The organism is Paenibacillus xerothermodurans, from assembly GCF_002220865.2.
Taxonomy (GTDB): Bacteria; Bacillota; Bacilli; order Paenibacillales; family NBRC-103111; genus Paenibacillus_S; species Paenibacillus_S xerothermodurans.
This window is the reverse complement of the sequence record NZ_NHRJ02000001.1, coordinates 168,146-190,014: the sequence shown is the minus strand read 5'-3', so window position 1 is coordinate 190,014 and position 21,869 is coordinate 168,146. Positions and strand designations below refer to the sequence as shown.

Annotated in this window: 15 protein-coding genes; 13 read left to right on the top strand and 2 right to left on the bottom strand. The window is 52.3% G+C overall.

Going from position 1 to position 21,869, the window contains the following annotated elements; genetic code table 11:
* The first annotated feature begins 292 nt into the window (after positions 1-292).
* From CBW46_RS00785 to CBW46_RS00765, 5 genes are all read left to right on the top strand, one after another.
* The gene (locus CBW46_RS00785; protein WP_089198129.1) at positions 293-6,067 is read left to right on the top strand and encodes a HAMP domain-containing protein; all 5,775 of its coding nucleotides are present in this window, start codon (positions 293-295) and stop codon (positions 6,065-6,067) included.
* 168 nt (positions 6,068-6,235) lie between these two features.
* The gene (locus tag CBW46_RS00780) at positions 6,236-8,629 is read left to right on the top strand and encodes a helix-turn-helix domain-containing protein (protein ID WP_089198128.1); all 2,394 of its coding nucleotides are present in this window, start codon (positions 6,236-6,238) and stop codon (positions 8,627-8,629) included.
* A 235-nt stretch (positions 8,630-8,864) separates the two neighbouring features.
* A complete protein-coding gene (locus tag CBW46_RS00775) occupies positions 8,865-10,496 on the top strand; it encodes an extracellular solute-binding protein (protein WP_089198127.1) in 1,632 nt (543 codons plus the stop codon).
* 120 nt (positions 10,497-10,616) lie between these two features.
* Entirely contained in the window at positions 10,617-11,519 is a 903-nt protein-coding gene (locus CBW46_RS00770) for an ABC transporter permease (protein ID WP_243633147.1), read from the top strand.
* A 20-nt stretch (positions 11,520-11,539) separates the two neighbouring features.
* A complete protein-coding gene (locus CBW46_RS00765; protein WP_089198631.1) occupies positions 11,540-12,421 on the top strand; it encodes a carbohydrate ABC transporter permease in 882 nt (293 codons plus the stop codon).
* 141 nt (positions 12,422-12,562) lie between these two features.
* On the opposite strand, the gene CBW46_RS00760 is transcribed toward CBW46_RS00765, so the two are convergent.
* On the bottom strand, positions 12,563-13,225 hold the full coding sequence (locus CBW46_RS00760) for a GntR family transcriptional regulator (RefSeq protein ID WP_089198125.1): 663 nt from the start codon (positions 13,223-13,225) through the stop codon (positions 12,563-12,565).
* A gap of 218 nt (positions 13,226-13,443) precedes the next feature.
* On the opposite strand from CBW46_RS00760, the gene CBW46_RS00755 reads away from it, so the two are divergent.
* Genes CBW46_RS00755 through CBW46_RS00730 form a run of 6 tightly spaced genes read left to right on the top strand, consistent with a single transcriptional unit; the run spans position 13,444 to position 18,994 of the window.
* Positions 13,444-14,505: a tripartite tricarboxylate transporter substrate binding protein gene (locus CBW46_RS00755; RefSeq protein WP_089198124.1), complete on the top strand. Its 1,062-nt coding sequence runs from the start codon at positions 13,444-13,446 to the stop codon at positions 14,503-14,505.
* Positions 14,506-14,527: 22 nt separating this feature from the next.
* The gene (locus tag CBW46_RS00750) at positions 14,528-15,208 is read left to right on the top strand and encodes an RraA family protein (protein ID WP_089198123.1); all 681 of its coding nucleotides are present in this window, start codon (positions 14,528-14,530) and stop codon (positions 15,206-15,208) included.
* 28 nt (positions 15,209-15,236) lie between these two features.
* Positions 15,237-16,478, top strand: coding sequence for an aconitase X (locus tag CBW46_RS00745; protein WP_165842163.1), 1,242 nt, complete (start codon positions 15,237-15,239; stop codon positions 16,476-16,478).
* 4 nt (positions 16,479-16,482) lie between these two features.
* On the top strand, positions 16,483-16,911 hold the full coding sequence (locus CBW46_RS00740; RefSeq protein ID WP_089198121.1) for an aconitase X swivel domain-containing protein: 429 nt from the start codon (positions 16,483-16,485) through the stop codon (positions 16,909-16,911).
* A gap of 44 nt (positions 16,912-16,955) precedes the next feature.
* Positions 16,956-17,636 (top strand): RraA family protein, encoded by a 681-nt coding sequence (locus CBW46_RS00735; RefSeq protein WP_089198120.1) that lies wholly within the window; start codon positions 16,956-16,958, stop codon positions 17,634-17,636.
* Positions 17,633-18,994, top strand: a complete 1,362-nt coding sequence (locus CBW46_RS00730) for an MmgE/PrpD family protein (RefSeq protein WP_089198119.1) — start codon at positions 17,633-17,635, stop codon at positions 18,992-18,994. Before CBW46_RS00735 ends, CBW46_RS00730 begins: the two co-directional genes overlap by 4 nt.
* Positions 18,995-19,222: 228 nt before the next feature.
* Here the strand turns inward: CBW46_RS00730 and CBW46_RS21125 are convergent, their stop codons facing one another.
* Complete coding sequence (locus tag CBW46_RS21125; RefSeq protein ID WP_165842162.1) at positions 19,223-19,396, bottom strand: hypothetical protein; 174 nt, start codon at positions 19,394-19,396, stop codon at positions 19,223-19,225.
* 706 nt (positions 19,397-20,102) lie between these two features.
* Here CBW46_RS21125 and CBW46_RS00725 point away from each other — a divergent pair.
* Both CBW46_RS00725 and CBW46_RS00720 read left to right on the top strand, forming a co-directional pair.
* Complete coding sequence (locus CBW46_RS00725) at positions 20,103-20,618, top strand: hypothetical protein (protein ID WP_089198118.1); 516 nt, start codon at positions 20,103-20,105, stop codon at positions 20,616-20,618.
* 409 nt (positions 20,619-21,027) lie between these two features.
* On the top strand, positions 21,028-21,732 hold the full coding sequence (locus tag CBW46_RS00720; RefSeq protein WP_089198117.1) for a hypothetical protein: 705 nt from the start codon (positions 21,028-21,030) through the stop codon (positions 21,730-21,732).
* Positions 21,733-21,869: the final 137 nt, after the last annotated feature.

The window sequence follows — 21,869 nt, the reverse complement described above, 5'->3', positions numbered from 1 at the left end:
TATGCGCCTCTCTCTACGAGGGGCGTTTTTTATTTTTTTCCCCGGCGGGTTTACCAAGAACGAACTGGCAGGTATTAAGTGCTAAAAATGTTTTATACTTATTGCTCCGTGTCTAACTTGGTGCGACAATCTCAAATTTTCGACAGATCCGACATAAACTGTCAGTTGAAACGCCGCAAAAAAGCAAAACTATGATGATGACACCAGCTGACGGGGCATAGTATGATAGATTTGAAAGATCTGTGTCAGCTAACTGACCGCTTTAAAAACGGAGTGTAAAGGATGGAGATTTATGTCGGAGCATGACGGGTACCAAATCACGCAAACAGACCAGGTCGATACCGGCGAGCTATTGAATGCTTTGATGGCGCTGAAAAAGGGCAATTTTGCTTACCGAATGCCGTTTGATCACACCGGGATTGCCGGCAAAGTGGCAGATACTTTCAATGAAATTATGGACATGCAGGAAAGCCTGGTAGCGGAAGTCCAATCCGTTGCCAAGGTGGTGGGTAAAGAGGGACAGCTTTCCCGCAGATTTTCTCATAAAAACACAGGCGGTGCATGGCAGACCATGGTCGAGTCACTTAACGGCCTTGTAGTTGATCTGATACAGCCTACTAGTGAGATGGTGAGGGTTATCAATGCCGTCGCCCAAGGCGATCTGTTCCAGAAGGTAGAGCTCGAATTCGAGGGCAGAGCATTGACCGGCGAATTCCTGCGAACCGCTAATAACATTAATACGATGGTTAATCAGCTCAGCACATTTGCTTCCGAGGTTACGCGTGTCGCACGCGAAGTAGGAACTGAAGGAATTCTCGGCGGCCAAGCCGACGTTAAGGGCGTGTCCGGCACGTGGAAAGACTTGACGGAGAGCGTAAATAATATGGCCAGCAATTTGACGGACCAGGTCCGGAACATTGCTGCAGTCACCACCGCCGTTGCCAAAGGGGACTTATCAAAGCAAATTACGGTGAACGCCAAAGGTGAAATTCAGGAACTAAAAAATACAATCAACACGATGGTTGATCAGTTGTCCACATTCGCATCTGAGGTAACCCGGGTCGCCAAAGAGGTGGGCACGGAAGGAAAGCTGGGCGGTCAGGCGGATGTGAAAGGCGCCTCGGGCACGTGGCGCGATCTGACCGAAAGCGTGAACTATATGGCGTCCAACTTGACCAACCAGGTGCGTAACATTGCGGTTGTGACAACGGCGGTCGCGAATGGCGACCTGTCGAAGAAAATCACCGCGGACGTACAAGGCGAGATTTTGGAGCTGAAAAATACGATCAACACGATGGTTGATCAGCTCTCCACTTTTGCCTCCGAGGTGACGCGGATGGCGCGCGAGGTGGGCACGGAAGGCATCTTGGGCGGACAAGCCGAGGTGAGCGGAGTTGCCGGCACTTGGCGTGATCTGACGGAAAGCGTCAACTACATGGCGAGCAACTTGACCAACCAGGTGCGTAACATCGCTGAGGTCACCACCGCAGTTGCAAAAGGCGACTTGTCCAAAACCATCACAGTAGACGCAAAAGGAGAGATCCTGGAGCTGAAAAGCACTATCAACACCATGGTGGCGCAGCTGAGCAACTTTGCCTCCGAAGTGACCCGGGTTGCCCGGGAGGTGTCGACCGAAGGAAAACTGGGCGGCCAGGCGGACGTCAAGGACGTGTCCGGCACTTGGAAGGATTTAACTGATAGTGTGAATTTCATGGCAGGCACTCTGACGGATCAAGTGCGCAATATAGCAGAAGTAACTACGGCCGTGGCGAAAGGGGATTTATCCAAGCAGATCACGGTGAACGCACGGGGCGAGATCCTGGAACTCAAAAACACTATCAATACGATGGTGGAGCAGTTGTCCACATTTGCATCCGAGGTGACACGAGTCGCCCGAGAGGTCGGAACGCTCGGCATGCTGGGCGGCCAAGCCCAGGTTGTTGGCGTGGCGGGCACATGGCGCGATCTGACGGAAAGTGTCAATTATATGGCTTCCAACTTGACGAATCAGGTGCGTAATATCGCTGTGGTTACCACTGCGGTAGCCGGTGGCGATCTGTCGAAGAAAATCACTGCGGACGTCCAGGGAGAAATTCTCGAACTCAAAAACACGATTAATACCATGGTAGACCAGCTGTCCACCTTTGCCTCCGAGGTGACCCGGGTGGTCCGCGAGGTGGGAACCGAAGGGAAGCTCGGCGGCCAAGCGGAGGTCAAAGGGGTCGGCGGAACCTGGAAGGATTTGACGGAAGGCGTCAATAACATGGCCCGCAATCTAACTGACCAAGTGCGTAATATAGCCAAGGTGACCACCGCGGTGGCCAAGGGGGATCTGTCGAAGAAGATTACGGTTGACGTCAAAGGCGAAATTCTGGAACTTAAGATCACCATGAACACGATGGTAGATCAGCTCAGTAACTTTGCTGCCGAGGTTACACGGGTTGCGCGCGAGGTGGGCACCGAGGGTAAGCTGGGCGTGCAGGCGGATGTGAAAGACGTATCAGGCACATGGAAGGATTTGACCGACACTGTCAATTACATGGCGAGCAATTTAACGACCCAAATGCGTAATATCGCCGGCGTGACGACTGCCGTGGCCAATGGCGACCTGTCGAAGAAGATTACCGTGGATGTGAAAGGTGAGCTTCTGGAATTAAAAAACACGATCAATACGATGGTGGATCAGCTGAACTCGTTTGCATCGGAAGTAACCCGGGTGGCGCGAGAAGTAGGCACGGACGGTAAGCTGGGCGGTCAGGCGCTGGTACGCGGAGTCGGCGGTATCTGGAAGGATTTAACGGATAACGTGAATATCATGGCGACCAATCTGACGGATCAAGTGCGCGGCATCGCCAAGGTCGTTACTGCTGTCGCTAACGGTAACCTGAAGCAAAAACTCACCGTTGATGCCAAGGGGGAGATCGCAGAGCTGACCGATACGATCAATAACATGATCGATACGCTGGCTACGTTCGCGGACCAAGTCACGACCGTAGCACGGGAGGTGGGCGCCGAAGGTAAGCTCGGCGGGCAAGCGCACGTTCCGGGCGCTGCGGGAACTTGGCGCGATTTGACCGACAACGTAAACTACATGGCGAGTACGCTGACAACTCAGGTGCGTGCAATTACTAACGTTGCCACTGCGGTGACCAAGGGTGATTTGTCAAGGACCATTGACGTCACGACAGCCGGCGAATTGACCACGCTGAAAGACAATATGAACGAGATGATCCGCAACTTGAAGGAAACGACCCGCATCAATACCGAGCAGGACTGGCTGAAAACAAATTTGGCCAAGTTCTCCCGGATGCTGCAGGGGCAAAGAGATCTGTGTGCCGTCTCCCGCATGATCCTGTCGGAGTTGGCACCGCTCGTCTCCATGCAGCACGGTGTGTTTTACATCAACGAACCGCAGGATGGAGAGCCGGTGCTCAAGCTGTTCGCGAGCTATGCATATCAACAGCGCAAAAATCTCTCGAACGAGTTCAGGAAGGGTGAAGGCCTGGTTGGACAGTGTCTCATAGAGAATCAACGGATTCTGCTGACCAATGTGCCCGCAGATTACGTAGTGATTTCTTCCGGCTTGGGCGAAGCGGCGCCGCTGAACATCGTGCTGCTGCCGATTGTTTTCGAAGACCAGGTGTTGGCAGTACTGGAGCTCGCATCGTTCCGCGCGTTCAGCGAGATCGATCTGGCTTTCCTCGATCAGTTGACTGAGTCGATTGGCATCGTGATTAATACAATGCAGGCCAACCAACGGACGGAGGAGCTGCTCATGCAGTCCCAGTCCTTGACGGAGGAGCTGCAAAAGCAGCAGATGGAGCTGAAGAACACGAATGAAGAGCTCGAAGACAAAGCAAAGCTCCTTGTGATTCAAAAAGCCGAAGTGGAGAGCAAGAACAACGAGGTCGAGGTAGCCAAGCGAATCCTTGAGGAGAAAGCCGAGCAGCTGGCGTTAACATCACGGTATAAGTCCGAATTTTTGGCGAACATGTCGCATGAACTAAGAACACCGCTGAACTCGCTGCTGCTGCTCGCAGAGCAGTTGGTCGAAAATCCGGATGAGAACCTGACCGACATCCAAGTTAAATTTGCTAAAACCATCCAGGATTCCGGACATGAATTGTTAGGTCTGATCAACGACATCCTGGATCTTTCCAAGATCGAATCCGGAACGATCACGCCGGACTTTAATGAAGTATCCATCAGGGAACTGACCGACGGTCTGGATCGGACCTTCCGTCACATGATTGATGACAAGGAATTGGAGTACGTCATCAAAGTCGAACCGAACGTTCCGGCCAATATCGTGACGGACTCCAAGCGGCTGCAGCAAATTTTGAAAAATCTGCTGTCCAATGCTTTCAAGTTTACGGAAAAAGGAGAAGTGATGCTTCTCATCCGCAGAGCTTACAAAGAGTGGAACCGGGACAACGAGACATTGAATCGTGCGAAAATGGTGCTGTGCTTCTCGGTGAGCGATACGGGGATAGGTATTCCGGAGGACAAGCAGCAAATCATATTCGAGGCATTCCAGCAGGCGGATGGCAGCACCAACCGCGAATATGGCGGCACGGGCTTGGGTCTTGCCATTTCTCGTGAGATTGCGGCCATGCTGGGGGGAGAAATCTCACTTTACAGTGTGGTGGGCAAAGGAAGTACGTTCAATCTGTACCTGCCGCTGGACGGCGAATTTGCGGATCCTGAGCCCAAGCCGAAATATGTCCCGGAGGTCATCGATGTAGCACCTCCGAAGCGGACCCGCGTTTTGGCGGTCACTTCACGTGATGATGAAACGTTGGACGACCGCGATCACATCGAGCCGGGAGACCGGGTGTTTCTGGTGATCGAGGACGACCACAAATTCAATGAAATTATGCTCGACATACTGAGAAAGAAAGGAATCAAGGTCGTCATCACAACCAAAGGCTCCGACGCCTTGGAGCTGGCGTATAAATATAAACCGGCGGCCATCACGCTTGATTTGCGTCTCAAAGATACGGACGGCTGGCTCGTGATGGAGCATCTCAAAAATGATATGGCGGCGCGCCATATTCCAGTGTGTGTGATAACGGTTGAAGAGGACGAAGTACAGCTGCTGCAAAAGGGCGTGCGGGATTACATTTGCAAACCGGTATCGAGAGAGGATCTGAGCAACGCATTGGACAACCTCAACAGCTATGCCGATAAAACCGTGCACGACCTGCTCATCGCCGTGAATAATCCGGATCAGAGCAACCAGTATATCGAATTGCTTGCTAATGATGATATAAAAATTACAACGGTGGATACGGCACGCAAAGCTCTTGCCCAATTGAAATCCAAGGAATTTGATTGCGTGCTTGCATGCAATGATCTGCCGGATTTGAGCATCGCGCAATTTGTCCGGGAAATGCAAAAAAATCCGAAAAACAAACACCGGGCGATCGTACTGCATAATCTAGTGAAAATGACCGGGGAAGAAGAGCAGGAACTCGAAGAATTAATGAAAACCGCTGTGATCAGGGAGGCGAAATCATCCACTCAGGTATTGGATGACACGACTTTGTTCCTCCACAGAAAGGCGGATGATTTGCCGGACGGGGCCAAGGACACGCTCGTAAAGCTGCATCAGTCCGATGAGATGATCCAGACCAAAAAGGTGTTGGTGGTGGACGATGATATCCGCAACATTTTCGCTTTAACCACCATACTGGAGCGCCACGGAATGAAGGTGATCGCTGCGGAAAACGGCCACGATGCAATTACCATTCTGGAGCAGACACCCGACATCAAGATCGTTCTGATGGATATTATGATGCCGGTCATGGACGGCTACGAAACGACTCGTGCCATACGTGAGAAACCGGAATTCAAGGATCTTCCGATCATTGCACTGACAGCCAAAGCAATGAAGGGAGACCGGGAGCAATGTCTTGAAGCCGGTGCGTCAGATTACATCACCAAACCGGTGAACAGTGCGCAGCTGCTCTCCATGATCCGCAATTGGCTGGCGATGCACGATGATTCAGCAAAAGATAAGGCAAACGATGACGACGAAGGATACGGAAAAATGTTTTTGCAGTGAGACAATGATGATCCATGAAATACCCCAGGAGCTACCGCTCTTGGGGTTTCTTTTGTCATACGGAAGTGAACGGCGACGGCACGGAATCATACACAAAAGTGTGCTGGACAGCGAACCGTGTTCGGGGCATAATTGTAAGCGGATACAATCCTCGGGGAGGTACAACCGATGCTGCGCAGGATGTCGCAAATCAACCGGAAAAGCGTTTTATTGACTTGGCTGTTGTCCTACATGGCCGTTCTGCTTCTGCCGATTGTTATCAGTATCATCGTCTACGTGCAATCTAGCCAGGCATTAGAGAATGAAATACACGCAGCCAACGAATCGCTGCTCAAACAGGCTCGCACACTTATGGATAACCAATTCGAAACGATGGAGCGGCTCAATTATGAGCTCACCTGGAACGTACGTATAAGGGAGCTGTTGTACTCGCACAAATATACTCTTTTCCCGAATGACTACACCTATGATTTGTATGAAATTACGAAGACATTAAATGTTTATAAAAACTCTTATTCGTTGGTCGACAGCTTCTATATCTACTTGGCGGATCAAAACATGGTTTTGCTGCCGGACGTCTACCGTGACGCGACTTTTGCCTATAAGCTCATGCACGACAGTGCGGAACTCCCTCTTGAAACCTGGAAAACGCACATAACTCAGAAGAACTTTAAAGGATTCATTCCAATGTGGCGTGTGACGGAAGACGGAAGCCGCCGGAAGGCTGTCGCGTATGTCAGCACGCATCCGCCGGATAACAATCGTCCTGTCGCGACCAACGTTATAATGATTGATCCGTCCCGGATTCTTCATACGATTGAACATGTAGGCCTGTTTAACAAGGGACATGTATTGATTTTGAACGAGGATAATGAAGTGCTTGTCTCCAGTTCAGAAGAGCCTCTGCCGCTGGATTTTCTTTTTACACAGCGAATGGCGACTTCGGACTTCTTTTTCTGGGAGTACGGCGGAGAACGATATGAGGTGTCCTACGTTCAATCTGTACAGTCCAAATTGAAATATGTTTCGATTATCCCAAGCCGGCTGTTCTGGCAAAAAGCCGAACAGGTCCGTAATCTGACGTATATGAGCATTTTGATAAGTCTGCTCGGGGGCGGCATGCTGACATATTTTTTTCTTCGCAAAAACTACAATCCGGTGCGGCGGCTGGTGCAGGCTTTCACAACCAAAGCGGATTCCGATACGGCCGGGGGATATAATGAATTTCAATTTCTGCAGCAGGCCGTCGATCAGACGTTCCTCGCAATGGACCGGTTTACGCTGGAGCGGAAGAAGCAGATGCACATTGTGCGATCGAATTTCATCGTACGGCTTCTGAAAGGTAAGCTCGACGGCCATATTCCGATCGACGAAGCGCTGACCACCTTCAATATGCGGTTAATGACAAACGATTTTGCAGTTATGCTTCTGTACGTCGAAGACAACACCGCGTTTATGGAATCGATCATGGGCAAGGAGCCGGCGGATAAGCTCAGGCTGCAGCAGTTTATTATGCAAAATGTATTGGAAGAGCTATCTGCACGGCATCACCAGGGATTCGTTGCGGAGCTGGACGACATGTCCGCCTGCTTGATCAATTTCTCCGACTGGGAGCCGGACCACCGTCAACAGGAGCTGCTGAGAATCGCCACCGAAGCGCAGTCCTTTCTCAGAACAAAATACCATATCCAACTCACCCTTTCCGTCAGCGGCGTACACAGCTCTCTGGCGGGTCTCTCGCAGGCATATGTCGAGGCTTTGGATGCAATGGAATATAAGCTCGTTATGGGCAGCAAGGAAATTCTGTGTTATTGGGATATTCATAAGCATGAGGAGGCTGGGCAGCAGGTCGGATACTATTACCCGCTGCAGGTAGAACAGCAGTTGATCAACTATATCAAAATCGGCGACTTTCCTTCGGCACAGAACACGCTTGACGAGATCATCGACCGGAATTTCCGCGGCGCTGCGGTATCCGTCCCGATAGCCCGATGTTTAATGCTCAATTTGGTAAGCACCTTGGTGAAAACGCTGAGCGAAATCGGACATGTGCAGGAGAGTCTTCCCGTGCCGAATCGCACGAAGTTCGAAAAAAGGGTGGAGAAGCTTGCCCGATGCGCAACGATTCAAGATATGCAGGGGCAAATGGCCGAATTGTTAAAACAGGTGTGCGAATATACTTCAACCAAACGCCAGCAAAATATACTGCAATCTCGCCAGAAGCTGCTGAGTGACCTGATCCGGCAGGTGCATAGCTTTATCGAACATAATTACCACAGCCCGAGCTTGAACATCACGATGATCGGCAACCATTTTGATATGAAGCCGGCTTATCTGTCCAAGCTGTTCAAAGACAGCACCGGGGAAGGCTTACTGGATGGCATCAACAAGACAAGGATTGCGCATGCGAAGCAGCTGGTAGCGGAAGCCGGTAAAACAATTGGTGAAGTATCCGTCTGTGTGGGTTTTAACGATGTGAATGCCTTCATCCGGACATTTAAAAAGTACGAGGGGATCACGCCAGGTAAATATAAGGAAACGCTGGGACGTCAAGCCGACTGATTAGGGCGGCTTTTTCTTGCGTTCGCATGCCCCTAGGGGCCGGCGCGTTTGGCTGTTTTGTTTACTCAATTGTACTTTTTCAATATGGATTTGGCAAAATGCCGATGGGTTTGGCGATATTTACGATACCGTTAATGTAAGCGTTTGCCATATAGTGAAACCATGAGCTGCATCCCATGTGACGCCGGCCGCCAAGTATCAGCCGGCTGCCGGTAAATTAAAGGAGGTCAACGTTATGAAAAGAGCAAGGAAACTCGTTTCGGCAGTTGTTTTAACCAGTATGATGAGCTCGATCACGATGGCATGTTCCAATGACACCGCACAGCCGACATCTGAAGGCGGGACATCCGACACGGCGCCAGGTGCTCCAACGACGTATCCGATCAAGACCGACCAGACCCTGACCTATTGGTTGGGATTTCCCACGAGTCTGGCGGGAATCAAGGCAACCCATCAGGACATTCCGTTTTATCAGGAACTGCAGAAGAGAACAGGCGTTCCGCTCAAGTTCATTGCACCGCCCGCCAATCAAGCGAAGGAAGCGCTCAATGTGATGATGGCATCAGGGGACCTGCCTGACATGATCGAATATACTTTCCGCACCGAGTTCCCCGGAGGCCCGGAGAAAGCGATCAAAGACGGATATATTTTGAAGCTGAACGACCTAATCGATAAGCACGCACCAAACTTGAAGAAATATTTAAAAGAGCACCCGGAAATAGATAAGATGATAAAAACGGATAACGGCAGCTACTATGCGTTTCCATTTATCCGGGGGGATGCTTCCCTGATGGTCTTCCAGGGGCCGATCGTCCGCAAAGACTGGTTGGATGAGCTCGGACTTCCCGTTCCGACCACTATTGATGAATGGACAGCGGCACTTACCGCTTTCAAAGAAAAGAAAGGTGCTGCCGCGCCGATCACGTTTAACAGCAAACCGAGGGTTTTAAATGATTTCAACAGCGGTGCCTTTGTGGGTGCATTCGGAGTAACCCGTAATTTCTATCTCGATGACGACGAGATCAAGTTCGGCCCCGCGGAGCCGGGGTATAAGGAATTCCTAAGGCTGTTCAGCCAGTGGTATAAAGACGGATTACTGGATAAAAACATCGCAACGGTTGACTCCAAAGCAATGGATGCGAACATGGCTTCCGGTGCATCAGGCGCCACTGTGGGCAATGCCGGCGGAGGTATCGGTAAATGGCAGCCGCTCATGCAGGCGAAGGATCCCAAGGCGATGCTCGTGGCGGCCCCTTATCCTGTGTTGAAGAAGGGAGATATCGCGCCGTTTGGCCAAAGAGACCTGGCGTTCGGAACGAACGGTATGGTTGCGATAACCGGAAGCTCGAAGAATCCGGAGCTGGCCGTGCGCATGCTGGACTACGGCTATGGTGAGGAAGGTCATATGTTATATAACTTCGGCGTAGAAGATGTCAGCTACAAGATGGAAAACGGCTATCCGAAGTACACTGATTTGATCATGAAAAATCCGGACAAACTGGCGGTTTCCCAAGCAATGACGCTGCATTTCAGATCCAACTACAACGGTCCGTTTATTCAGGATAAACGCTACATCGAACAATATCTGGAGATGCCGAACCAACGCGAGGCTGTAGCGATCTGGGAGAAAACGGACATGATCAAGCATGAACTGCCGCCGATCACGCCAACACCTGAAGAGAGCTCGGAATTCGCTAAAATCATGACGGATGTCAACACATTGGTAGACGAAATGACGCTGAAAATTATTCTGGGTGCAGAACCCGTGGACAGCTTTGAGCAGTATATGGAGAAAATGAAGTCGCTGAAGATCGACCGTGCCATCGAAATCCAGACGGCCGCATTGGATCGCTATAACAAACGTTAAGCAGCTCGCCGACAGGAGGCCGCTGGGCCTCCCCCTATTATCAGAGAAGGAGGGGTCAGCATGGACAAAACGATGCCGCTGGAGTCGTCCCGCACGGTAGGGCACGCTAAGCTAAGCTTTATGAAGCGGGTGATCCGCGATTTTGCTCTAAATAAATATTTGTATATCATGATGATTCCCGTTTTGGTGTATTACGCCGTCTTCCATTACGTGCCGATGTATGGAGCTGTCATAGCGTTCAAAGAGTACACCCCCATGAAGGGTATTCTGGGCAGTGACTGGGTGGGTTTTCAGCACTTTATTGATTTTTTCGGCAGCCATTATTTTTGGCGCATTCTAAGGAACACGGTCATCATCAGCGTGTATTCGCTGTTGTTTGAGTTTCCGGCTCCCATCATTTTGGCTGTAATGATCAATGAGGTCCGCCATCAGGTGTTCAAGCGCACGGTTCAGACGATCACGTACATGCCATACTTTGTGTCGCTCGTTGTCATTTGCGGTATGGTCACCGATTTTACGAATTCCAAAGGGGTCATCAACAGCCTGCTTACTTTTTGGGGCTACGATGGCAATCCGATGCTGCAGAAGCCGGAGCTGTTCCGTGCCATCTACATCCTATCTGAAATATGGCAAAAGATCGGCTGGGAGTCTATTATCTACATTGCCGCGCTGATGGGCATCGACCAAGAGCAGTATGAAGCCGCACGAATGGACGGAGCCAGCCGTTGGAAGCAAATTATGCATATTACGCTTCCCGGTATCATGCCGACGATAATGATTATGTTTATTCTGCGTATGGGGAATATGCTGAATGTGGGCTTTGAGAAAATTATCCTGCTCTATACTCCCGTGACATATGAGACGGCGGACGTAATCTCCTCTTTCGTATACCGCAAAGGATTACTGGAATTTGGTTGGAGTTACAGCGCGGCGGTTGGCTTATTTAACTCCGTAATCAATCTCATCCTGCTCATTTCGGCCAACTACATCAGCCGTAAGGTGAATGAGAGCAGCTTATGGTAGGGGGAGGCAGAGTGCTGAAAATGCAAGTTGAACAAAGCTGGTTTGACAGAATTATCGATTGGGGTATACACATTGCGCTGATTCTGTTGGTCATTGTTACACTGTATCCTTTATTGTACGTAGCTTTCGCCTCCGTTAGCGACGCCGGTCAATTGATAAGCCACAAGGGACTGCTCTACAAACCGCTGGGTTTCAGCTTGGAGGCTTACAAAGGAGTGTTTAACAACCCATCGATCCTTACCGGCTACCGGAATACGCTGTTCATTGTGGTTGTGGGTGTGATCCTCAACCTATTCATGACCGCGCTGGGCGCGTACGTCATGTCCCGCAAAAATGTAATGTGGAACAAAGCCTTTATTTTTATCATTGTGCTGACTATGTTTTTCCATGGCGGTTTGGTGCCTTTATACTTGACCGTCAAAAACGTTGGTTTAATCGACAGTCTCTGGGCAACGATCATTCCGTTTGCAATCAGCACGTTCAATCTGATCATTATGCGAACCGCCTTTATGGCCGTACCGGACAGCCTGGAGGAGTCGGCTAAAATGGATGGGGCGAATCACTTTACCATTTTGTTCCGGATTATTCTGCCGCTCTCCATGCCCGTCATAGCAGTGATGATTCTCTATTACGCGGTGGAGAAATGGAACGGCTGGTTTTATGCATCCATTTTCATACAGGATCGCGAGCTCTTTCCATTGCAGCTGATCCTGCGTGAGATTTTGATTGCTAACTCGACGGAAAGCATGACCGAAGGTGCCAGTGCAGCGGACAGGTTTCAGATTGGAGAGACGATCAAGTACGCAACCATTATGGCAGCGACGGTACCTGTGCTTTGCGTGTATCCGTTTGTGCAGAAGTACTTTGTGAAGGGTGTTATGATAGGTGCGCTGAAGGGTTAAAAGACACCCCGATGGATCTCCGCCTGTTCGTTCACTCAACGCTAGAAGTGATCAGCCTGGCTTCGGCCGGGCGTTTTTTATTTTGGAAGATTACGCCGGCGGTACCTTCCGTCGGCTTTTTGCTGCGTCTGTATGGAAGCATTATGTTTCCGGCTCACTTACGTTATCGACCGCCTCCAACGATTGCAGCACCAAATCCCGCCCTTGGTACACATGCTCCAGCATTGCAGTCTTCGCACGTTCGCTGTCGCGTTGGATGATCGACGCGGTGATGGTTTCATGGGTGGTGATCGAACGCTGCAGCCGTTCGAGCGTGTACCAATTCAGCGAACGGAACACTAGTGGGACAACGACAACATTAGAGATGAGAAAACGGATGTATTCATTTTTGGACGCGGAAAATACTGCATCATGGTACAAGCTGTTCGATTCCATAATTTGATTGTTTGTGGTGAAGTCCGACTGCCGATAATTTTCGACCAGCCAAATAAAGGGCTTATTCGCCTCCTGCAGCCGCCGGATGTCCTCCTCGCTGCGATGGATAGCTGCCTGCCCCGCCGCGTAACCCTCTAACAGTGCCCGGAGATCATAGAATTGACGGATTTCTGCGCGTGTGTAGTTTCGGACCATCATACCACGCTTGAGCGGAGTGATGAGGCCTTCTGCCTCCAGCCGCATGATCGCCTCACGTATGGGTGTACGGCTCAGACTCAGTTCGCTTGCCAGGTGTTCCTCAGTAAGGCGCTGCCCAGGCTTATATACTCCCCGTATGATGAAGTCTTTGATCGATTCGTACGCAGACAAGAAAACACCCCGTTTTTTCCAGTTGTATACAAAGTTAAATGCCTGAATTTATTTTACTAAGAAAGCTGCGCAAAAAGACGGAAAATTTCCTCTGACGACACAAAATCGGCCCGAAAACCGGAAATCTTTTATGCATAAAAAATATTATCGCAAGTAATGTATACAAACGGGTTCAAAACTCTGTAGTCACAGAAGTGAGAAATAAGGAGGAGGTAGGAATGCTCAAGACCCGTCTATCGCTGACGTGCGCAGCCGTGCTCTGCGCGTGCCTCGCGTTGTTCGGCTGCGGGACGTCTAATACCAACAGCTCTGCGGCAAGCGGCGCATCTGCCACTGATACCGGATCTACCGCGGCCAACAGTGGTTCCGCCACCGGGAAATCGGCCGGGACCGATTATCCGAAGAAAGATATCACACTCATCATTCCGTGGGCGGCGGGGGGCGGCACCGATGTCATCGGTCGGCAAGTGGCATCGCTTATGGAAAAGCAGCTGGGCAAGCCTATTGTAGTCGTCAACAGGAATGGCGGCGGAGGGCTGGTAGGATTTCAGGAGATTGCCAAGGCGAAGCCGGACGGCTATACGATCGGCCTCATCAGGAACTCGCTGATACTGCAAAAATACGCCGGTGAGACACATGTGGATCATAAGTCCTTTGAGCCTATTGCGGTAATCAACCAGGACGCAGCCACCATTACCGTCAGCGGCAAGGCACCATGGGCATCCGCCAAGGAGTTCATTGACGCGGCCAAAAAAGAGCCGGAAAAAATCCGGATCTCTAACTCAGGTCCCGGCGCAATCTGGCACGTCGCTGCTCTCGCGCTGGGCAGAGATACCGGCGCTAAGTTCACGCATGTTCCGTTCCAAGGAGGCAATCCCGCAGCTATAGCCGTGGCAGGCAATCACGTGGAAGCGACTACAGCAAGTGCCGGTGAAGTGCAGTCTTTGGTGCAGGACGGTTCACTGAAGATGCTCGGTATTGCCTCCGAACAGCGGCTGCCGCAGTTTCCCGACGTGCCTACACTAAAGGAGCAGGGGATTAACACCGTCATCGGTGTTTGGCGCGGTTTGGTTGCGCCGAAGGGTACCCCGCCGGCCATTGTGGAGGCGCTGGACAAGGCGGTTGCGCAGGCTGTCGCGTCGAATGAATACAAGGCTTTTATGAATACAGGCGGCTACGGCATCCTTCACGTTCCCGCGAAAGACTTCGGAGCCTTTATGGACAAGGATGACGCAGCTTACGGCGAGCTGTTCAAGGAGATAAACGCGGCAAAAAAATAAAGTGCAAGGAGAGAAAAAACATATGACTGCTGAATTACAACGCCCCTCGAAAGAGTTGATTGCAGGCTTCATGGAGGTATCCACCTGCAACGTGTCCGATGCGCTGGATAAGCTCGGCTTAAAGAGCGGAGTGGCGGGCATTCGGCCGCTGTACGATTGCGCCAAGGTGGTAGGCCCGGCCGTCACGATGCGGATCATCCCCTTCGGCCCCGACATGCCTTCCGGACACCTCGGCGCCGATGCATTGAACGCTTCTGAGCCGGGAGACGTGATTGTCATCGATAATGCCGGCCGCGTCGACCAAAACTGCTGGGGGGAGATCCTGGCATTTGCCGCCCGGCAGCAGGGTGTTGCCGGGGTGGTCATAGACGGCGCCGCACGTGACGTGGATATCATCCGGCAAATCAACTTCCCTGTATATGCGCGAGGCGTTGTGCCATTCACTGCACGGGGCCGCAATGTGCAGGGCGACTACAACTGTACTGTTCAGTTAGGCGGAGCCCAAGTGCGTCCCTCCGATATCGTAATGGCAGATATGAATGGTGTCGTGGTTATTCCGGCAGAGCGAGCTGAGGAGGTGCTGCGAGTCAGCAAGGAGCTGTTTGACAGAGAGGCAGAAATGGTGCGTCTGCTGCAGTCGGGAGTTCCGTTCTCGGAAGTGGATCGTAAATCAGGCTATGACAAAATGTTGGACAAAAGCTGAGGTTATTCACAGTAGGGGGGGTGTTAACATGCTGCTGACGGATGAAGAAAAACAGATGCTGAATGGTGACATGGGACCGGCCGTGAAAAAGGCAATGGAGATTCTGGTCGCGCTTGGAGAGAGCTTCAGGGCGGAGAAGATGCAGCCGATTAAGAACGTGCATATGGCGGGCTCCTCGGTTTTGGTGACGGAAGAGGCGGGCACGATGTTTGTGGAGGAAATGCAGAGGCAGGGCGGTAAGTTTGTCACAAACGTTACGACAAACCCGACCGCTATCGATCCCTCCCAATGGCGCGAAATCGGAATAGACGAATCCGACTATGAGCTGCAGAACCGGCTGACCGGTGCTTACGCCAAGCTGGGTGCCAACACCTGCAATACTTGTATCCCTTATCTCGCAGGCAACATGCCCCGCTTTGGCGAGCATATGGCCTGGGGCGAGTCTTCCGCCGTTGTATTCGCGAACTCGGTATGCGGGGCGCGCACGAACCGGGAAGGCGGACCCAGCGCACTCGCGGCCGCTCTGACCGGGCGCACGCCGAAGTATGGCTTTCATTTGAAGGAGAACCGCTACGGTAAATTTTTGGTCAAGGTGGAGACGCCGCTGAATGATATGACGGATTATGGCACGTTAGGTTACTTCACCGGCAAAATTGCCGGTCAGGATACGCCGGTCTTCTTCGGTATTCCCGACAATCCCACCTTGGAGGAACTGAAGGCGTTAAGCGCAGCCCTCGCCTCTTCGGGCGCGGTGAGCATGTTCCATGCCGTTGGGATCACACCGGAGGCAGCGACGCTGGATGAAGCGTTTGGCGGCCGTCTACCGGAGAAGGTGCTGGTGTTCGGCGACAAGGAGAAGTCGGCGGCGGAAGCAGCTTTGAACAAGGAGCCGTCTGATCACGTGGACTGGGTGCTAGTCGGATGCCCCAACGCATCCGTGCAGGAAATCAGGGAAGTGGCTGAAGCTCTGCAAGACAAAAAGGTTGCCCCTAACGTCTCGCTGTGGGTAACCACGGCCAGCTCCATGTATGCGATGGCGGACCGGGTCGGTTACGTTCGTGTCATCGAACAGGCGGGCGGAACAGTCGTGCGTGAGACCTGTCCGTTTCTCGCACGCAGCCGCGTGATCGCGCCGAAAAAGGGGTACAAAACCCTCACGACCAATTCGGCGAAAATGGCGTATTACGCGCCCGGACAGTTCGGGCTGCCAACACATTACGGCAATTTGAAACGTGTTATGCAGGCGGCGATCAACGGAGTTTGGAGGTAGAAATATGACGAAAGAGAACAAGTTCATCCTGCAGGGGCAAAAAATTGTAACGGGCAATGTTGGCGGAGAGGCGGTCGTGGCCAGGGAGGCCATTAGCTTCAATGGCGGAGTGGACAACATGACCGGCGTCGTGACGGAACCGGGACATCAACTGGAAGGGGTCAATGTGGCGGGCAAGGTGTTGGTGTTCACCACCGGTAAGGGCTCGACGGGCGGCTCTTACAAAATCTATGATATGGCGGTGCGCGGCACGGCGCCTGTCGCTTTTGTGCAGGTCACGCCGGAACCGATCACCACCGTGGGCGCCATTATGGGGAACATTCCGATCGTGGCAGGCTGTGATCAAGATCCTACAGTGGTGATTGAAACCGGAGACTATGTGGAAGTGGACGCCGATGCCGGCACGGTTGTTGTCATAAAGCGGACAGAGTGACCGGTGCAGGGGTGTCGAAAGCGTATAAGGAGGAACAAAGCAAAATGGCTATGAGCATACAGGAAATGGTGCGAGAGTTTATGAAAACGTCAACTCCGACTGTATCGGATGCGCTTGACAGGCTGCAAATTCGCGGCGGCTGCCATGGATTGGCGCCGATTGTGCAGGGCAAAAAGATTGTCGGCCCCGCGTTCACTGTGAAGTACGTGCCGATCGGCGAAGAGAAAGGGACGGTAGGGGATTATATTGATGACGTCGGGCTGGGTGAGGTAATCGTGCTTGATAATGGCGGGCGTACGGACTGCACGGTCTGGGGCGACATTTTGACCTACGTAGCTGCATCCAAAGGAATTGCCGGCACCATCATCGACGGCGTGTGCAGGGATGTCGACGGCATCCGCGGTATGGATTACCCGATGTTCAGCCGAGGCCAATATATGGTGACCGGCAAGGACAGGGTGATGGTCCAGTCGGTGAATCAGACGGTGTCGATTGCCAATGTCCAGGTGCGGCAAGGCGACCTTATCATGGCCGACGACTCCGGTGTGCTTGTCATCCCGCATAACCGGGCGGAAGAGGTGCTGGCTGTGGCGCTGCAGATCGAAGAGGCGGAGCAGCGAATTCTCGCAGATTTGAAAAATGGTGCAACGGTGGCGGAAGCGCGCAAAACACACAAGTACAATGAACTTCAGCGGGCGCAGGTGAACAAGGGGGTGTCCGTGTGAAAACCGCAGCTTACGCTCTAGCGGAACAAGTGGCCGGCATCGGCTACCATGACCTTCCGAAGGACGTGATCCACGAGGCTAAGCGCCGGATTGCCGACGTCATCGGCATTGGCTTATCCGGCTCCAAAGGGCCCGCCGGCCGCCCGATCCAAGCTTTTGCGGCAGAGCAGGGCGGCGCCGGCCGGGCAGTAATCTGGGGCTCCAACAGAACTACGTCACCGGCGTTTGCTGCGTTAGCAAACGGCACTATGACGTTTCATATGGAACTCGACGATGTCCACCGCACGTCACACACACATCCCGGAGTCTCGGTGATCCCAGCGGCCATGGCGTTGTGCGAAGAACGCGGACTAAGCGGCAAGGACCTTCTGCTCGCAACCGTGCTCGGATACGAAGTGGAAATACGGATAGGGCTATCGGTCAGCCCCTCGATTTACGTGGATCGCACGTATTTGGCTCCGGGCACGCTGGGCGTGTTCGGCGCGGCTGCGGCCGCATCGAAACTGCTTGGGCTGGACGCGGGGACCACAGCGGGTGCAATCGGCACAGCATCTTATCTAGGACCGATTGCTCCGTTCGAGTCGTTCCGGTTGGGGGCTGCGGCAAAAGACACCATCATGGGATGGGTGAACTTCTGCGGGTTGTATGCCGCTAGTTTGGCGGCCGCGGGCTTCATCGGCCCGGCGACGTCGATCGAGGGTGAGTTCGGTTATAACAACACGGTGGCGGAACGCTGCGATGTGAACCGTATTTATGCCGGGCTTGGGGAGCAATACGAAATACTGCGCACAGGGATCAAGCCTTATGCCTGCTGTCGTCAGCATCATACGGCGATTGACGCCATATTGGAATTGAAAGAGCGGTACGGTCTCGCTGCCGCGGAGGTCGCGCACATCTCCCATCGCACCTTCGTCGTGGGCAGCCGCGGTTCCTCTAAAAAGCCCGCGTCGATTTCCGCCGCCAAGTATAGCGCGCCATACACGATAGCGGTGGCGCTAACGTTCGGCCGGGCTTGGCGGGAACAGTACACCATGGAACTGATTCAAGATCAGACGATCATGGAGCTGGCGGCAAAGGTTGATGTCACGGCTGATATGGCGTTGGAAAAATTGTACGATGAGAAATGGCCGAGCATCGTAGAGGTCACCACCAAGGATGGACGGATTCTGCGGGCCCGGCGGGACATCCCAAGGGGCGAGCCTGAGCAGCCGACCACAGATGCTGAGCTGAAGGAAAAGTTTTTCTCCCTTGCCACCGATGCAGTGTCTCCTGAGCGCGCACAAGCCATTTGGGACACCGTGTTCCGGCTGGACGAGTCGAAGGACATTAGTGAATTAACTGCATTGTTGAAGGTGTAATTTTTAACTGCCCCCGGAGGATGTTTGGCTGGGGGCAGTTTGGCACTGCTTCTCGCCGCCATGCGCACAGATCAGATGTGCCCCGGCATGCGGGTTGTCTGGCTGCGTGAAAAGCGCATGGAGGAGCACTTCTCCGACGCCGTGCACACAGTTATAATCTGTGGTTCTGGCAGCGCGGGGTCTGCCGGCTGCGTAAAAAGCGCAAACACCGGCCGCGGCATTCCGCGCTCAGCGGCCTCGCCGGGGCAGGCCAATCGGCTTCTGTATTTCCGCATAATTCTCCTCGATGTCTCTGCGAATAGACTCCAAAATATGCAAGGCCTCACTCTGTTTAGTTTTATCTTCAATCGATTTGATTAAGGTTTCAAGATAGTCCAACCTCGTTTTCGTCACAAGCCTCATGTCATACCCTCATTCTTTTTCATTCGTCGGTATTTTGCCTACATCACGTTATTCGTAAGCGGCCGTTGATTTGAGACAGAACACAATTTGACACATTATGGATGGACATCCCACACACCCTGCGCTTGAACAATAATACGCCGGGTAGTATGGCTCGCACCCAGCTCATTCACCAGGATATACGCTACAATGTGCTCGTCTAATATGATTGTTTACAGCACTATTAGCAGCGGTGAATCATAGTATAGTAGTAACCAAACATTCCGATCTGCTTGTTCCACAAGCGAGGGCAGCCGCGCTGGTAAGGGTGCGGCGGCAGTGGCAGCTGGTTGGGAGGATGGGCATGCAGCCGCAGCTGGGCTGGCAGGATAGGCGTGCAGGCCGGCAACTGGTGAGGCATGCAGCTGCAACTGGGCTGGCAGGATGGGCATGAGGCCGGCAAGTGGTTAGGCGGACGGCGCTGGATGGATGGCATATGCTCGCCAGCAGCTGGGCCGATGCCTGAGCAGTCAAGTGTCTGAGTGGATGAGCGGCGCTGGGCTGGCAAGAGCTTGACTGGCTGGGCGAAGTTGGCGAATGACTGGGTAGGCAGTTGCGAGGGTATGAGATGAGATCAAGCACCTACACCGGCAGGACGCACTCATTTATGTAAGCGTTAGCAAGATCCCGCAAGCCCCAAATACTTTGGTAAAGCGAGGTGGCAGCGATGGGGACTCGCCTGTTGTCTGAGTATTCGATTAAGCAGCGTCATCCTTATTTGCGGTATGTAAGAGTACACACATTGGGCAGACATCGAGCTGCAATTTATGCCTGGAATAATGATTTGCAGCTGCCCGAGCATCAAATGGCGACATTAAAGCAGTTCGCCGCAGATCACTTGCTTCCGCACGTATGTTTTGCAGTGAAACCTTATCACATGGTACAGACCGACGAAGTGCCGCCGGTGCGAGAATCACCAAAGCCAATAGTGGACGCGGCGATGAACAGAAGTTTGAATCAACAGGGTATAGTGGAAGTTATGCAAAGCATGTTCCCGAGCAGCAGATTGACATTTAATAAATATGACTTTAATACCGCTACCGTCCACTTCGATGTCCATTCAACTTCGCCGGTGACAGACATAGAAAAGGAACTGGTCGACCAGTATCTGTATGAGCTTATCCCGATAGGTTCGAGGAGCTCGGTCACTTATTTGCAGTGTAGCAGCCAGAAATCGCCCTAAGTGACAGAACTCATCAGGTTGAACAAGGCCGCAAGATGTGGCCGAACAGGGGAGGCAGTTGCTTTCTTTACGCTGAATAGTTCATCGGTAAAAGGGGATTCCCGCAGAGCAGTGTGCTGGCTGACGTGGGAAGCCTCTTTTTTGTGCGTGCAGCCTACGGGCCGTTGACATCCACATGCTGGCATGCTTGCTTCTCTTCATCGCGCCTGACCGGCACCACTGTTTTGCCATAGCGTACGCATGAGGTTCATTGACTGCTGCACAACGGGGCGTTATGAGGTTTACTGACTGCTGCACAGCGTGGCGTTATGAGGTTTACCGACCGCTGCACAACGGGGCGAGAGGTTCATTGACCACAACACAAGGTAATAAAAGATAAAACTCATGTGGAAGAGGGGACTGGGGGGCTATGCTGTTTATTGTGATATACATGCTTCTTGTTATCCTAGTGTTGGAGATTGCAGCGTCGCTTCTGATCATCTCCGGGCTAAAAAAAGAAATCGCGCGATTTCAGGCGATCTCCATGCTGACAGCCACAGGTTTTACGACCAAGGAATCCGAGCTGATTTTGCGTCACCCGCTTCGGCGCAGCCTCGCAATGTTCCTCATACTATTCGGCGTGTTCTCGTTGGCCGTTCTAATTTCTACCATCACCAGCATGATGCAGCAAAATTTTAAGCTTCCACAACTGGTCACCATCACGAGTGGGCTTGCGATTCTCTTGCTTCTGGTAAGAACAAAAAAGGTGAACGAGGCGCTCACACGGAGTTTTCACAGACGTCTGGAGCAGGATTTTGAGACTCATGAACTGCCGATAGCGGAGGTTTTGTACACGAGTCAGGATGACCTTTTCACTGCAGTGGAAATATTCGAGGATTCCGATGCACTTGGCTTGAGTGCACATAAGATGCTGACGCCGGAGCAAGATATTGAGCTGTTGCTCATTGAGCGCGGTAACCACAAAATCAGACGTCAGTGCAAGGACATGGAGATCCAGGAAGGAGATATTTTGCTCGTTTACGGGAGCAAATCTGCCATCGAGAACAAATTTCACCGTGAACTGCAGCGTATGAGAGCAGAGATGGAAAATGAGCAGCTGGTCGCCGAAATGTGACGCCGCACCTTTTTTTGACCACAGCGGCTGGAAGAGGATACCCCCACCTGCGAATGTGCTTCCCTATACCTGCGGTACTTCTCCGAACTCTGGCCTCAGCTGCGGCTGAGGTTTTTTGTACTGCCAAAAAACAGTGT